This is a genomic window from Haladaptatus sp. SPP-AMP-3 (assembly GCF_049568665.1).
In the GTDB taxonomy this organism is placed as follows: Archaea; Halobacteriota; Halobacteria; order Halobacteriales; family Haladaptataceae; genus Haladaptatus; species Haladaptatus paucihalophilus.
In genome coordinates this window covers 47,523-63,068 of record NZ_CP145901.1, presented here as the reverse complement: position 1 = coordinate 63,068, position 15,546 = coordinate 47,523, and the positions used below count along the sequence as shown (strand labels likewise).

The 15,546-nt window shown below is 58.4% G+C and carries 13 protein-coding genes; 2 read left to right on the top strand and 11 right to left on the bottom strand.

The genetic code is table 11. From position 1 onward, the window contains the following. Window positions 1–38: 38 nt before the first annotated feature. Both V5735_RS20550 and V5735_RS20545 read right to left on the bottom strand, forming a co-directional pair. The gene (locus tag V5735_RS20550; protein ID WP_423747011.1) at window positions 39–1,178 is read right to left on the bottom strand and encodes an ABC transporter ATP-binding protein; all 1,140 of its coding nucleotides are present in this window, start codon (window positions 1,176–1,178) and stop codon (window positions 39–41) included. A 113-nt stretch (window positions 1,179–1,291) separates the two neighbouring features. Beyond that, on the bottom strand, window positions 1,292–3,448 hold the full coding sequence (locus V5735_RS20545) for a GH32 C-terminal domain-containing protein (protein WP_423747010.1): 2,157 nt from the start codon (window positions 3,446–3,448) through the stop codon (window positions 1,292–1,294). 597 nt (window positions 3,449–4,045) lie between these two features. On the opposite strand from V5735_RS20545, the gene V5735_RS20540 reads away from it, so the two are divergent. Next, the gene (locus V5735_RS20540) at window positions 4,046–5,005 is read left to right on the top strand and encodes a DsbA family protein (protein WP_423747009.1); all 960 of its coding nucleotides are present in this window, start codon (window positions 4,046–4,048) and stop codon (window positions 5,003–5,005) included. Window positions 5,006–6,253: 1,248 nt separating this feature from the next. Here the strand turns inward: V5735_RS20540 and V5735_RS20535 are convergent. Further along, a complete protein-coding gene (locus V5735_RS20535; protein ID WP_423747223.1) occupies window positions 6,254–7,012 on the bottom strand; it encodes a DUF7260 family protein in 759 nt (252 codons plus the stop codon). A gap of 153 nt (window positions 7,013–7,165) precedes the next feature. Between V5735_RS20535 and V5735_RS20530 the strand changes: the two genes are divergently transcribed. After that, window positions 7,166–7,438 carry a hypothetical protein gene (locus V5735_RS20530; RefSeq protein ID WP_423747008.1) on the top strand — a complete coding sequence of 91 codons (273 nt, stop codon included), beginning with the start codon at window positions 7,166–7,168 and terminating at the stop codon, window positions 7,436–7,438. On the opposite strand, the gene V5735_RS20525 is transcribed toward V5735_RS20530, so the two are convergent. The 8 genes from V5735_RS20525 to V5735_RS20490 all read right to left on the bottom strand — a co-directional run bounded on the left by V5735_RS20525 (window position 7,413) and on the right by V5735_RS20490 (window position 15,539). Then, the gene (locus tag V5735_RS20525) at window positions 7,413–8,105 is read right to left on the bottom strand and encodes a DUF4397 domain-containing protein (protein ID WP_423747007.1); all 693 of its coding nucleotides are present in this window, start codon (window positions 8,103–8,105) and stop codon (window positions 7,413–7,415) included. The two genes, V5735_RS20530 and V5735_RS20525, sit on opposite strands and share 26 nt — an antisense overlap. Window positions 8,106–9,386: 1,281 nt before the next feature. Further along, on the bottom strand, window positions 9,387–10,544 hold the full coding sequence (locus tag V5735_RS20520) for a methionine synthase (protein ID WP_423747006.1): 1,158 nt from the start codon (window positions 10,542–10,544) through the stop codon (window positions 9,387–9,389). Between the two features lie 184 nt (window positions 10,545–10,728). Further along, window positions 10,729–11,403, bottom strand: a complete 675-nt coding sequence (locus V5735_RS20515) for an ABC transporter permease (RefSeq protein WP_007983272.1) — start codon at window positions 11,401–11,403, stop codon at window positions 10,729–10,731. 1 nt (window position 11,404) lies between these two features. Next, window positions 11,405–12,412 carry an ABC transporter ATP-binding protein gene (locus tag V5735_RS20510; protein WP_423747005.1) on the bottom strand — a complete coding sequence of 336 codons (1,008 nt, stop codon included), beginning with the start codon at window positions 12,410–12,412 and terminating at the stop codon, window positions 11,405–11,407. Between the two features lie 35 nt (window positions 12,413–12,447). Further along, on the bottom strand, window positions 12,448–13,179 hold the full coding sequence (locus tag V5735_RS20505; RefSeq protein ID WP_423747004.1) for an ABC transporter permease: 732 nt from the start codon (window positions 13,177–13,179) through the stop codon (window positions 12,448–12,450). Window positions 13,180–13,184: 5 nt separating this feature from the next. After that, window positions 13,185–14,138 (bottom strand): glycine betaine ABC transporter substrate-binding protein, encoded by a 954-nt coding sequence (locus tag V5735_RS20500; RefSeq protein WP_423747003.1) that lies wholly within the window; start codon window positions 14,136–14,138, stop codon window positions 13,185–13,187. A 72-nt stretch (window positions 14,139–14,210) separates the two neighbouring features. Next, window positions 14,211–14,660: a universal stress protein gene (locus V5735_RS20495; RefSeq protein WP_423747002.1), complete on the bottom strand. Its 450-nt coding sequence runs from the start codon at window positions 14,658–14,660 to the stop codon at window positions 14,211–14,213. 99 nt (window positions 14,661–14,759) lie between these two features. Next, on the bottom strand, window positions 14,760–15,539 hold the full coding sequence (locus tag V5735_RS20490) for a carbon-nitrogen hydrolase family protein (protein WP_423747001.1): 780 nt from the start codon (window positions 15,537–15,539) through the stop codon (window positions 14,760–14,762). Window positions 15,540–15,546 lie beyond the last annotated feature (7 nt).

Below are 15,546 nucleotides of genomic sequence, written 5' to 3'. Positions count from 1 at the left end.
ATCCGCGGCGGCCGGTGGAGTCCCGTCGACCATCCCGCTCATGCAGGTGCCGACGAGTCGGGTCGTTCTTGAAGCGGCCGCTCACGGAGCAATAAATTCTCACCGGTGCGTTTATCGAACACGTGGATGTGTTCCGCCGGGAGGTCGAGAGCGACCGTCGTTCCGCTGTCGTATCGGACGTTTCCGTCGACGCGGACCGTCCATTCGTCGTCCCCCTGCGAGAGATACAGGTAGTTATCGCTCCCTTCGTGTTCGAGGACGTCGAGTCGCGCTCGAATCGGGGCCGACTGGTCCGTCGTCGCTTCGATGTGTTCGGGGCGAATGCCGAGGACGAACTCGTCGCTCGTTCCGTTCTCGCGGATCTGTTGTGCCCACTCCGATGAGATGTCGTACTCGAAGCTCGGGGCGACGAGCGTCGTTCCCTGGAGTGAAACGTCGAAGAAGTTCATCGACGGCGAGCCGATGAAATCCGCGACGAATCGGTTCGTCGGTCTCGCGTACACTTCCTCGGGCGTTCCGACCTGCTGAATCGTTCCATCTCGGAGGATGACGATGCGGTCGGACATCGTCATCGCCTCCGTCTGGTCGTGGGTAACGTAGACGGACGTGGTTTCGAGTTCGTTCTGAATCCGCTGAAGCTCCGTTCGCATGTGGAGTCGCAGTTTCGCATCGAGATTCGACAGCGGTTCGTCGAAGAGGAACACTTCGGGCTGACGGACGATGGCGCGGCCGGTCGCGACGCGCTGTTGTTGTCCCCCGGAGAGATTGTTGGGCTTCTTATCGAGGTGCTCCTCGATGCCCATCATCTCCGCCGTCTCCTCGACGCGACGACGGATTTCGTCGCTACCGAGGTCGGTCGTCAACTTGAGACCGTAGGACATGTTCTTCCGCACGCTCATGTGCGGGTACAGCGCGTAGTTCTGGAAGACCATCGCGACGCCTCGATGCTGCGGCGGGACGTCGTTGATAACCGTCTCACCGATCTGAATACTGCCGCCGGTGATGTCCTCCAACCCGGCGATCATTCTGAGCAGCGTCGACTTCCCCGAGCCAGATGGTCCGACGATGGTCAGAAATTCTCCATCGCTCACGTCGAGACTGACATCGTCGACAGCGGTGACCGTCCCCGTGTCACCGTTGTACTCTTTTCGCACCTGATGTATCGATATGCTACCCATTAACATCATTGTCTTTCACCCTACTACTTGAACGTTTCTTAACTACAGTGATTAATCTTTAATTTAGATTCGTTGACATAGCGCCGACCGGTCGAAAAAGAACCCGTGCTTCGTCAGGGCGTTGCCGTATCCAGCTCCCAAACCTCGAGCGAATCGACGACCACGTCTTTCCGCGTTGCGAAGAGATCGACGTTGACGCTGTCCGAGCGTGTCGGATAGATGCGACTGGTGAGACACTGCGCGTCGTTCGCGAAGACCTCGAGCACGGAGCGGTCGAGGAAGACGTGTAAACGAATCGTCCCATCCTCCTCGAGTTGAATCGGCATCGTCTGTGAAGCGTCGTTGGTGTTCGGATTGGTACTCGAATCGCTTCGGTCGACGGTGAGCAATCGACGCGGGACGTCACAGCGAACGACGGTTCGCTCGGTGTCGTCCGGTGATTGCCGGAGGACGATACCGAACTCGTGGACGTCCCGTGCATCGACGGTGAGTTCGACCTCCAACGTGTCACCCGATATCCCCTCCAGATATCCCGTTTCGGACGGTGTGACTCGGATATCCTCGTATCGGTGACATTCGTCACGCAGTTGTGTGATTTCTTCCGCCACCGTGATGCGAGGATACTGCTCGTCCGTCATCGTAACGACCCGAGGGAGTGACATCAAGCCCGACCAGCCAGCGTCCCACCGTTCCTCGCTGTCTCTGTCTTCTTTCACCCAACCGAACGAGATGGTCCGTCCCCGGTTGTCTTCAAAGGACTGTGGCGCATAGAAGGAGCCGTAATCTAGTATTCCCCGATGCGTCGGATCAAATCGGTGTGCCGTCTCGTCATACTCCCCAGTGAAGTAGACGACGTTTCGATAATCTGAAACGTGCAGGAGGGCCCCCTCGTCGAATCGAAGGAGTTCCGGACACTCCCATACCGGTCCCGTCTCCCGCCAATCGCCGACGAGGAGTGGATAGCAAAACTCCCAATCCCGGAGGTCCTGAGATTTGAATAGAAGCGCCGTTCCACCTTCATCTTCGACCCCCGACCCGATGAGTTGGTACCACGTGTCGTCGACGTTGTAGACGCAGTGGTCACGAAACTCCGCGCTCCAGTCGACGGTAGAGAGGACGTCGACCGACCGTGGAACGGATTTGATGATCGGATTCGATGGCTCCTTCTCCCACGAACGAAGACCGTCGTCCTCCGAGGTCGCTAGACACGGCAGTTGGTCCTCGTGTTGCCCACCGGTGTACAACAGCCGAGGGGTTCCGTCGTCGTCGATAAAGCATCCTGACCAACAACCGTGTTCATCCGGTCCCTCCGGGGTCGGCGTGAGGGCGATCGGTTCGTCCGTCCAATGAACGAGGTCGTCGCTGACCGCATGGCCCCAGTGTATCGACCCGTGGAACGGTCCTGCCGGATTGTACTGATAGAACAAGTGATAGCGACCGTTCCACTGAACGAGGCCGTTCGGGTCGTTGAGCCAGTTCGCTGGCGGAGTGAAATGATACGCTGGCCGGTGGCGGGTGTCCCGTACGACCTCACGCATCGCCTCGAACTCCGCTTCGCCTTTCGGACGCCCCAACGTCGGCGGTACGTCTCCATCGCCCGCGAGATAGGACAGTGCGTTTTCGAGCAACCGTAGACGGGAAGACGAATGCGGGTCCTCGTCCGCGGACGCGTGCAGTCCGTGCCCGATACCGATGACGCGTCCCGCACCGACCCGCCAATGGAGGAGCGATTTCCGAGCGGGATGCCGCCGTGCGGATTCGACACTCGCGGCCAGTACGTCGCCGTCGTGCGGCGAGCGCTTTTCGTACCGAACGACGAGTCCCTCCGACCGGGACGTCGTGAGGAGTTCCGGTTCATCGAACCCCTCGAAGACGGGATGGTCTTCGTGGAGGGTTCGTATCAAAAATCCGCTGGAATCCATCGACCGTCGACGAACGACATCGGGACGCTGCGTTTCGATGTCCAGGGAGACGGCGGCGAGGACGGCACCGTGACTCAGGAGAAGACCCCCACCGGATTCGACGAACGACCGTATCTCTTCGGACGCTTCGGTTCCGTCATCGAGTGGTTCCTCGCTGTGCCACCACAGAACGTCGTACGCGCCCAAATCGGTCTCCGCGATATCGCCGAGCGAAAGCAACTCCGGTCTCGACGCCGTCGTCTCCCATCCGTGCGACTGCAGTGTTTTTTCGCCGTCTTCGGCGACGATGTACGCGACGGACTGTTGGCACTTACCATCACCATCGGTAACACGGCCATTAATATTCATCACTCCAGTGGTTATTTTGATGGGGGTTAATGGTTCCGCATGGTTCTAGATATGTGACACCGATATCGTTTTGGAAAAGAGAATCGACCGAGAACGAGTTCAATCGTCCTCAATAAGAACGGAGGTGGATATAGTAATAATATACAGTATACTGAGTAGTAATACGAAACGGTTGCAACTCAGAGGTAGGTCCAGAGGTCTCGCTCAGGAACTCACTATAATTCCTCGAAGACGACCGAAGACTAATCTTGATTCGTTACCGTTCCACACGCCAAGAGAATACAAATTCGGGTCAGGGATGGATAAACGGAACGAGATATACAGATTGGTATTTTTGGTAGATGTAAACAGAATTGTACAATAAGAACTAAATTTATGTTCTCCAACTAGTTCTTGCTATTATTTTTTGTCTGGTGTTTCAAGATATAGCCGAAAATTACCAACGAGATTCGCTTCGGTTTATCGACTCCCACATCTTCGAAACAGTTCGGAAATCGTCGGAATTGGGGTGAACATTTGAACGGTCTCCCAGCATTTTACTCCCCCCACCATTGGAGTAACTCGATGGCGCGACAGACCTCAACGCGACGCACGTTCATGAAATCAGTATCTGCGGCGACGGTCGGACTCGGGGTGGTCGGAACCGCGAACGCAACACCGTCCGTCGGCGGTGTTCCGGTTCCGGACGACACGGACGACCTCACGTACGCGACGATGGGAACGGATGCGGACAACCAGACGGCGACCGTCTTTGGCAACTTCAAGTGCCCGTACACGCAGAATTTCGTCAACAACAACCTCAAGGACGTTATCGACGAGTACGTCACCACGGGCCAGCTCAACGTCGAATTTCGCGCGCTCGCCTATCAGCCACCGGGGACGACCTCCCACGGCTCATCGACGTACTATATCTCCAGCAGCGACCCGCGGATTTCGGAAGTCGCACTGAGTGCGTGGAACGAGCGACCGGCCGAGTACTGGGACTTCTTCGAGACGATGTTCGACGAACTCGTTTCGGGGACGGTTACCTACGGGGAGATGCGAAACCATCTCGAATCGGCAGGCGTCGGCGACCGCTCTGAAATCGTCGGTAACGCGAAAGATGGTGACTACGACAGCGCAGTCGAACGAACGGCCGACATCGGCGGTACCGTCGGCGTTTCGTTCACCCCCACGTTCGAACTCGGCGGAGATACGACGCCCCCCCACCACGACGCGGATTCTCTCCTCGATTGGATCGGCTCTCGTCTCACCGGGTCCTCGTCTTCCGACGCTTCGTCTTCGTCGACGACAGAAAGGACGATCACCATCGACGGAACCGGGACGGAACGATGGAGCGAGTACGAACTCAGCGTGGACGGGACGGTCGAAAAGAGCACGGCGATGGACGCTTCGAAGGACTGGTCCGATAAACTCTCGGGGACGACCGTCAACGGCAAAGTCGGTCCCTGGCGGGACAGTTACACCATCACGGGAGAGATCACCCACTTTAGCATCGACGACGGTGCAGTCGTCTACCGAGATGGGGAAACGGTCGAACCGCACCAGCTAAGATAGAGAAGCGAACTGACGGCCGTTTTCGGTGTCAATACGTACGGGATCGCTCGAACCGAGTCGAACCAGTCCGGATTTGCGTTCGATGTACCTTCTGCCAGTAGTATCCACTGTCCTCGTCTTCGGTGAGAGCGAAAATAGTTACCTCTCCAGATACTTTCTTATTTTCTAAGAGTACCACAAAGCATTTACCGAACGTCGATCACGGTTCTAACGTTGCGTGGTTGCAAAGCGGGCTTGAACAGTCCCCGGGTCTGGCGCCATCACTCCTGATCCACCCAACCACGCCATTGCTTCCCGTCGAGATACGAACGCCGGTAGCGACGGCTCCCCATCAAAGAAGTTCGATATGCGCTGTGGACACATTCTCGAAACGGAATCGAACTCCGGGAACGTCCGAAGCCGACGGAAATAGTCCCCCGTTCGTCCCAAATATCGTCCGCATCGCCGATTATATTCCAGCGGAAGGTGCGACCGAGTGAACCGCTCCGACCTGTCCCGTCTGTAGACGCCTGACGTAGCCGACTTTCTGTCCGCCGATCGGGATAATAAGCGGCAAAACGTTGATCAACTCCGACTAGGCTACCGTGGAGCGGCATCGTGACCGTTGTGTCAGCGACTTTCGGAACTGAGGGGGAACCGCGAAGAACGACGGATAACAGGGACGCGAACAGATCGATGTAGCAAGGTGATACTTTTTCGAAGGACAGAATATAATGATAGTTGATGAATTGGATGGATGATAGAAGTGACCAATATCCGCTCAATAAATTTAATGGTGGTGATTTTATGACGTTTATATACAACGGATAGTTTCCGTCATAAAATGATTCAAAAATGTGGTGGAGAAATTGGCGGCGACACGACATATTCTAGACACATATACGTACTGAAAAAGAACTTATCGTGTTAGACTTCAAATAGCAATCCGAGTGCTCAAAGAGAAAGCATACTGTCCACGATGCGAAAAAGAACAGCCAGTGGTTGCAACTGTGAGCTGGCAATCGGATATGTGTCGAGTGTGTAGTGCGTCCATCGAGACCGAGGAATCAGACACCTAGAGGAGGCGGTCGGACGCCGAGATGACCAAATAGCGACGGTATCGACGATACGAGCGACGTATTGGGTACATCGACACTACCATTGCTAGTCGGGGAGACTACCCTGCCGAAGACCCCCGTTAGGAGTGCACCACTATCGATGAGCGGGTCAGTTCTCCAGAAACCCGACGCGAAGTAAAATATCTCTCCGTTACTGGGTCAATCCAGCCCAATGGCGGAGCTCGATACGGTCTAGAATCCGGCGGGCCGTCGCAAGGGCTGCTAAGCCCGGATAATCAGCGTCGAGATCGGCATACAGATACACGGTGAACAGTTTCTCGTTCGACCGCTTGCGGCGCCGCAAGTGCGCTTGCTGGTCACGTATCAGCGCATCTATCCGTTCCTGAATCGACGTCAGCTGCTCACTCCGTTCGCCAAACGGGTACTCGGCCCGTTCGATTGCAGCGAGGTCCATACCGATTTCAGCCAGTGAACTACGAAGTCGTTCGAGTTGTTCCCGCTCTTTTGTCAGTACCGGGAACGCTTGTTGTCGGCTTTCGAGGGCTTCCTCGGTGGCGTCCTGCAGTTCGTCCATGAGGAGTTGTGACCACGTCGCTGACCCACCCGCCAAGCCGGCAGTCACTTCGGGACCGAATTCGTTTTCGATACTCTCGAGAACGGTTTCCTCGCCGTATTCGTCTTCCCAGTGGGAAACTGATAGCACTGTTTCGCGGTATGCAGTTCGAACGGCCCCCTGCAACGTCGGTGAACTTCGTGGTCGAGATTGAACGGCCCCTTGCAGCGACCCCCCACCGGTTTGGTACGGGTGTGGCGAAATCTCATCGAGTCGATCGAGAAAGTCCTCAAATGCGTCTGCTTCGGCTCGAATCTGGGATTCCTCTTTCTCGACGAGTTGCTGCGCTTCCGAAAGTTGGGTGTGATTGATGAGCTCTGTTCCACTTCGAGTCATTGTTAACCAGTACCATACTACCGAGGGCAACTATTATACATTATTGGCCGAAAACAAACAATGAATTATAATGGGCGGAACATGACTGATTTGGTGAAAAACATCCATCTGCGTCGCCCCGTACAACGGTGATGTCCACCGAATAAACGACAGGTGCTCGTCGATATCGAGCACATCCTCGTGGTGTTCACGGCCGTAAGTCGCATCGTCAAATCCTATCGCGGCTTCATGCCGGACGCGCCTTACGACTCGCTTGCTGTGCGTCATGTAGGTCGAATTCCGTCGCTGGGCCGATTGAGGACGAACCCCTCGACGGTGGAAACGTATCTCGATTTCGTGCAAAAAGGGGCGATACGCCGGACCTCCTTGATTCTCACCCCGTTTTCTGTCGGTATCAACGTCACCGGCGGGCATCAACCGCGGTGACGAGGTCGAACGCTTGCGATGAGTCGATGGTGGTGACCAGTCCGACGGCGAAGGCGGTCACGACTGTTCCACCAGTGAGTGAGACGGAAAACGTTCCGACGGAATCCGTCTCGCCTGCAGACGTTACACGAAGCGTGGAGGACCCGGTCGGGACGGTGAGATAGTCGCTGGCATCGCCGAAGCCGAGATTCGAAACGAGTCGCGTGCCATCCGCCGCCACGTCCACCGCTGGTGCATCCGGCGAGAGATGAATCACGCGAAGTCGAACCTCGTCGCTCGCCGAGACGGCATTATCGTCGACGTAAACCTCCGAGTCCGGGCTTTGCAGTCGACCCGTCGCTGCGACGGTGTAATCCGTCCCCGATTCGAGGGTCGCCTCTCGTCGGACGCTGCTCACTCGCGGTTGACCGACTGGTACCACTCGAATGGTGTGTTGGCCGGAAGCGAAGTCGAAGTACCGACTCACTCGTTCGTACGAGAGGTCGTTGATGATTCGGGTGCCGTCGACGAAGACGTCGACAGGTGGTCCCCCGGGAATGGCGTAGATTCCCCGAACGCGGGCCGTATCCGCTCCGTCGGTCGTCGTTTGCGCGGTCGTGACTCCACTGAAACCGGAAACACCCCCGAGACCGATGGCTTTGAGAACGTTTCGTCGTGTCTGTTGCATTTTCTCCCCCAGTCGTCCTTCGACGGCCGAGAACAAAATGCTGTTTCGATATATTCTCTGTCTGGATGTGGATTTATCGCTCTCTCTTCGCGTGATTCTGGAGGAGAGACGAACGGGGGTGGAATCGAACCACCGGGGCCACGAAGTGGCCGCCATCGACACGAGGTCGATGGTGCTTCTACCAACAAGCAACCCGTTCTCACCCCAATCTGTGTGGGAGAGACTGGTCGTGCCGGGATAGTGGGCACGACCTCGTTGGTGTCAGTATGACGTACAACACGGCGTTTGTTAGCGGTGCTCGAGCGTGTAGGGGACATGGCGACTCGGGAAGCATCCTACGACGCCCGCACTCCATCCAAGGACCGCATCCGGTATTGTTATGCGGTCCCTTCTGTTGAATTCGCTAACAGGAACACACCGAAACGGTCCCTGAACCGATACCCAATCGACCCAATCACGACTCGAGATTTCTTGTGGATATCCGCTGCCGAGGTAGACAACGGGGATGGTGGTTTATCACGGGGTCCAGAAAAGTTGCGAATTCTTATTACGTTGGACGCGGAAGGACAAATGCCATGTCACTCTCCGCCAAGGTTCGGCGGTGGTTGTCCGAGGATGAGAACACCGTTTACGAGTGCAGGCATTGCGGAACGACACTCATGTCTGCTACACAGCAGTGTCCCACCTGTGGCTCGACTGAAATAGTGACGTTCGACGTCTCCTGATTTCGATCGGTGTGGTAGCCAGCGTGACCATCGATTCCCGTCGTGGTGAACCCATTCAGCAACCGCAATAGAAGGAGAGGGCCAGTTCCGTGACCAGTTGGAGTAGTACTGAAGCTTCCACTTTGGAGGAAATGCCTCGGAATACAACTCGCATTAGCAACGAACAGATCAACTGGTTGTCAGACAGTACTATATGGAAGAGACGATTGGGAATCCCCCCGACACCGAACCGAGTGTACTGAGACCAGCAACACCACTAGAATAGCGTACCGCAATGTCGGTTTCACAGTCTTCCTCCAACGAACGGGTCGAACAGTGCGAAAATTGTGTGGCGAAAACCTCCCACAGCGTATGAGTCGAGTTGATCACGGAAAGCGGGAAGGAAACGAACGCCGCCTCCTCTCGGAAACCGTATCGAATCGCGGAATGTACACACTGTGGGACGAAAACCCGTCAGCGGATGCACGAGTAGGGGGAAAGTGTCCTCGCTGGCGGTCGAACCAACCAGCGGATGTCAGTCCCCCCCTTGAAGCCTCTCCGAGACACTTCGTCCCGTTTAGCTGTCGATGCGCTCGGTTGCGATATCGGCACCCTCGACGAGTGCCTCCAGTTTCGCCCACGCTATCTCCGGGCTCACCATTCCGAGTCCGGCCTGCGTGCCGAAGCCACAATCGGGCGCGGCGACCAGCGGCGTCGCGTCGTCGACCTCGTCGGCGACTCGTTCCAGACGGTCAGCGATGGTCTCGGGGTGGTCGATGATGTTCGTCTTCACGTCGACGACACCCGGAATCAGCGCCCAGCCGTCGGGGACCGGGTGTTCGGCGAACGCGCGGTACTCGTGCTGGTGGCGGGGGTTCGCCTGCTCGATGCTGAGCCCGGTGATATCGGCCTCGTAAATCTCCGGGAGCATCTCGACCAAATCCGTATCGAGATGGTGGGGACCCTCGTAACTCCCCCAACAGGTGTGAAGCCGAACCTGCTCCGCCGGGACGTTCGACAGCGCCTCGTTAAGCGCCTCGACGTGGAGGCGCGTCGCCGCTTTGACCTCCTCGAGGGGTTCATCCGCGTACGCCGCGGTGTGGCCAACGGTGAGGAGTTCGGGGGCGTCGATTTGGAGGGTCATCCCGGCATCGGCGACGAGTTCGTACTCCTCGGCCATCGCATCCGCGACGGCGAACAGAAACTCCTCGTAGGAGTCGTAGTAGTCATTGACGTGCGTGGCGGTGACGACGCTCGGCGACGCCGAAGTCATGAACGTCCCCTCGAAATCGGCGTCCACGGCGGTAAGCGCATCCTGGAACTCCGCGAGTTCGGTCTCGGCCTCGTCACGGCCGGTGTACTCGACGGGACCGGTGACGACGGGGTGCATCGAGAGGTCGATGACGTCCGTTTTGAACGTCTCGTCAGCGTAGTCGGGGAACTCCTGCAAGTCTGCCCAGAGTTCCTGTTCGCGCTTCCCCTCGATGCCGCTGAGGCGGTCCGCGACGTACCAGTTGAACGAAACACGGGACTGCTCGCCGTTGTTGGCGACGTCGATACCGACTTCGGCCTGACGCGCAACGACGTCGCGGGTCGCGTCCGCGACGGTCGCATCCCACTCGTCGGCGTCGACGGTCTCGCCGTCCTGGCGTCTCGTGAGTAGGTCCAGTAGCTCCGGAGGTCGAGGCAGGCTTCCGATGTGCGTCGTGCGAATCCGGTCGTCGTTTGCTGTCATTAGATACTCACATGAGTAATAATTCTCACCCATAAAATAACTCACGGTATTCGAAACGGATCGGTTCCTCTCGGCAGTGACCGGGTGAGAGTTGCGAGGAGGAGCCATTCGGATAGGGAACCCACCCAACCACTCATCGACGGGGGTCGCCTTGCCAATCCACAGTTGGAGTGACGAAGATGGATTATCCGGTCGCGATAGTCTGTGTCTGGGCCGAATTCGTCCCGAGCCGTCGCTCGATGAGCGCGAAGAGGAGGTCCAGCCCGATAGCGAGCAGCGCACCCGGAATCGCCCCCGCGAGGAGTTGTGGCGTGTCGAAGAGAGAGATGCCGGTTATCACCCACACCCCGAGTCCGCCACCGCCGATGAAGAACGCGAGATAGGCGGTGCCGACGTTGAGGACGGCGCTCGTCCGGATTCCCGCGAAGATGACGGGAAGCGCGAGCGGCAACTTGATCTTTCGCAGAATCTGGTTCTCCGTCATTCCCATGCCGCGGGCCGCCGCGACCGTACTCTCGTCGACGTCTTCGAGGCCAGCGACCGTGTTCGTAAGAATCGGCAACAGCGCGTAGGTGAACAGTCCGACGAGCGACGGGAGGAATCCGAGGCCGAGCAGGGGAAACACGAGGGCGATAATCGCGAGCGTCGGCACCGTCTGTGCGACGTTTCCGACGCTCATCACGACCCGTTTCACCTGCTTGTTTCGGGTGGCGAGGACACCCAACGGAATAGCGACGACGATAGCGAGTACGACCGACACGAGAACGAGCGCGAGGTGCTCCCGCAACAACGTGAGGAACGTATCGAAGTGCGAGAGGATATAGGTGAGCGCCGCATCGAGCGTTCCGAGGACGCTCATATTACGCACCCACCTCGGTCATAGACCGGTAGTCCCGGATATCCCGTTCGGTGACCCGTCCCACGACATCGCCGTCCTCGACCACACGGAGTGCTTCGGTGTCCGTTTCTATCATCCGAGAGAGCGCCACCTCGGCGCTATCGGTCGGCGACACGTGAACGTCAGCAACCGACGCCGCCTCGGCGTCCGACGTACCCCCGTCGACCGCGGCCGCCTGCGGTTCGCTGTCGACCGTTGCCGGGCGCATGATTTCCTCGACACGGGTTATCTGTAACTCCTTGAGCGCCCGATTGTCGCCGATGAACTCCCTGACGAAGTCGTTTGCGGGATTCTCCAGTATCTCCCGCGGCGTTCCGTACTGGACGAGTTCGCCCACGTCGAAGACCGCGATTTTATCGCCCATCTTCAACGCCTCGTTGATGTCGTGTGTAACGAAGAGGATGGTCGTGTCGATGCGTTCCTGAATTTCGAGGAACTCGTCCTGCAGTTCGGCTCTGGTGATGGGGTCGAGCGCGCCGAACGGTTCGTCCATCAAAATCACGTCCGGGTCGGCGGCGAGCGCACGCGCGACGCCGACTCGTTGCTGTTGCCCGCCGGACAGGGCGGACGGGTACTGGTTGCGGTACGTCGCGGGTGGAAGGCCCATCAGTTCGAGGAGTTCGTTCACGCGACCGTCGATTCGGTCTTCGTCCCAACCCCGAAGTTCGGGCACCGTCGCGACGTTCTCGCCGACGGTCATGTGGTCGAACAACCCGATTTCCTGAATGACGTAGCCGATGTCCCGTCGTAGCTCGACCTTCTCCAACTCTTGAATGTCCGTTCCGTCGTAGTAGACCGTCCCTTCGGTCGGTTCTTCGAGTCGATTGACCAGCGTCATCGTCGTCGTCTTCCCGCAGCCGGAAGGTCCGACGAAGACCGTCGTCGTCCCTCGCTCGACCTCGAACGTGATGTCCTCGATTGCGACCGTTTCGTCCGGGTAGACCTTCGTGACGTTCTCGAATGTTATCATGCTGGATGCCTCCTGTGTGGATTCGTGTGTGTCGTTCATGCTATCGACCGCCGAATGATGCGCGTGACGAGCGCCTGTTCAACGTCCTCTCCGTTTCGAAGCCGGAACAGCTGTTCCAACACGCCGAAACCGTAGTCGAACGCGAGTGCGAGCAGCGAGACCGCCACAGTCGAGACGACGATTGCCGCCGGATAGGCCTCGCTGATACCGTTGAAAATCGGGTCCCCGAGGTTGTTCGCCCCGATGAACGCGCCGATTGCGGCGATACCGATGAGGATGACGACCGCGTTGCGGACGCCAGCCATGATGACGGGTATCGCTTGGGGAAGTTGGATACGCTGGAGGCGCTGTCGTCGGGTCATACCCATCCCACGACCGGCTTCGATGGTCGCGGAATCAACCTGCGTGAGACCGACGTACGTGTTCCGAACGATGGGTAGCTGTGCGTAGAGAACCAGCGCGATGACGACCGGTATCTTCCCGATGCCGACAAGGGGGATGAGCAGGCCGAACAGGGCGATGCTCGGCACCGTCATGAGCATCCCCGCGGTCCAGAGGATGCCCTTCCCGAGCCGGTCGTCGAACGTGGCGAGGATTCCGAGCGGCACGCCGATGACTACCGCGAGCCACACCGAGTCGACGACGACGATGACGTGATTGATGAGTAGCTCCCAGAGGAGCGATTGGTTCTTCGTGAGATACTCCACGTAGCTTTCGAGCGCTAACGGCGTAACCGCGTGCGAGAGTGCGAGGTGGCTTTCGAACATCGATTTTAGATGACCTCCTTTCGCTGCAGATACTCTTTCGCGACCGTCTGTGGGTTCTTCTTCTCGATGGCCACCTGCTTGTTGAGGCGTCGCATCACGTCGGTCGTGAGCCCGTCGCTGGCCGCGTTCAGGATGGATCGAATCGACGGGTGGTTCTCCAACGTTTCGCTGTCCACCAACGGAGCCGCGTTGTAGACCGGGAAATATCCCTTGTCGTCGGTGAGTACGCGGAGACCGAACTGGAGGATTCGGGGGTCGGTGTTGAAGCCGACGCCGACGTCGGCAGACCCCTTGCCGATGACCTGATACAACAGGCCGGAGCCGATGTTGTTCACGGTGACGTTCCCGAGGTCGTCCGCGAACCCGTAATGCTCGCTCAGTCCCGGCCAGCCGTCGGCCCGACTCTGGAACTCGGCGTTCAGCGCGACTGTGAGGTTCGAACCGCCGTTCTGGAGGAACTGCGCGAAGTCGGAGAGGGTCTCGACGCCCGTCTTCTTCGCCCAGTCCGGGTTCGCCAGAATGACGTACGTGTTGTTGAGCTGTGCACGCTGAAGAAACGTCAGCCCGTGCTTCTGTTCGAACTCCGCCTTCACCTTTCGGTACAGCTTCTCGGGGTCGGAGATAACCGTGTCGTGTTGGGGCGGGAGCGTCTGCCACGCCGTCCCGGTGTACTCCCAGTACAACTGTACCTCGTCGGTATCGAGGGCACGAAAGTTCGTCGTCGTTCCACCGAGACCGACTTGGTCGGTGACGTTCAATTCGGTGTTCGCGGAGAGCGCCTCGTACGCGATGTAGCCCAGAACCTCCTGTTCGGTGAATCGCTTGGAGCTGACTTTGACCGACCCGCCACCGAGTTCGGTAGCGAGGGTGAGACAGCCCGAAAGCCCCCCGATACCGGCAGTAGCGGTGAGACCACCTCCTGCCGCGAGGAACCTTCGTCGTGTGACTGACTGTGGCATACCCCGTCTTTGTGCGAAGAGGGGCCTAATAATTGACCCGTATTAGTTCATCATTTATAAGACGAGACCAAATTACCCGGTCACGTTCGACGGAACGACGGTGACCGGAACGGTGGCGTTGAGTAGTATCCGCTGAAGCGTGCTTCCGAACACTGCCTTTCCGGTCGGACTACGCTTTCGTCCGTAGAGATACAGGCGCTCTACTCCCGCTTCATCGGCGACGGTGAGGATGCTGTCCGCCGTCGTCTCCGCCTGTTCCAGTCCTCGAACTTCGACGGACACGCCCGCGTCTTGGAGGGTTTCACGCGCCGCCACGATGCCCGACTTTCGTGCCGCGAGGTCGTCCACCGTCATCGACCCGCTCGAATCGATGTTCTCACGGGTGGACGAGAGTTCGTCCCCGTCGAACACGTGGAGCAAGAGGGCGGTGACGTCGCCCGATTCGACGGTTGCAGTGGCATCCGCGACGGCTTCCGCCCACGGTCGGTAATTGCGCAAGGGGAGCAGTATCGTCTCGCTCATATCGTATCGGACGGACTCCGATTCGATAGTCGATTCGTCGCACATGGTCGCCTATTAAATACTCCACCGAAGGCGACGGCGAGTGAGCATCGCCGATAGCTACTCCGACCGCACCTGAGTCCGTTCCCTGCTCTTCCGAACCGGGTTCTTGTCGCGTGCCCGTGCGAGCGCCGACGACGAGACGGACGCGGAGACGGCCACATTGCCGTCGGTCGTCTTTGCGACGATATCGCCGCGCGGTCCGGCGATACAGCTTTCACCGGCGTGGCGACGACCGGCCTGCGTTCCGACGTGATTCGACCCCACGACGTAGCAGGTGCCGTCGAGTGCCCGTGCGCGGCACAGCAACCGCCAATCGCGTTCGAACGACCGTCGCCACGCCGCGCTCACGGCGAGCAGGTCACAGTCCTCGCGTCCGTATTCGAGCGCCAGTTCGGGGAAGTTCAGGTCGTAACAGAGCAGTAATCCGAGCGTGCCGACCGGCGTCTCGACCGTAACGGGACCGGTTCCCACCTCGAAATGGTCCGCCTCCGCACCCCAGAGACGGCGTTTTCGATAGGTCGCCACGACGCCGTGTTCGTCGACGTACACGAGCGAGTTGTACACCGATTTTCCGTCCGCTTCCGGTAGCCCGACCACGAGCGCGACCCCGGACTCGCGCGCGACGGTTGAGAGTCGGTCCGTTATCGGCCCCGGAACCGGGGTGGCGGCGGTCGAAACGTCGGCGAGGTCGTAGCCGGTTACGCAGAGTTCGGGGAAAACGGCGAATTCGACGGTCTCCGGCAATTCAGATGCCAGTACCGATATCGACTCGATGTTCGCGGCCGTCTCGCCGAGACTCGGCTCGAACTGACACGTGGCGACCCGCGAGGTCGTCATGGTTCCA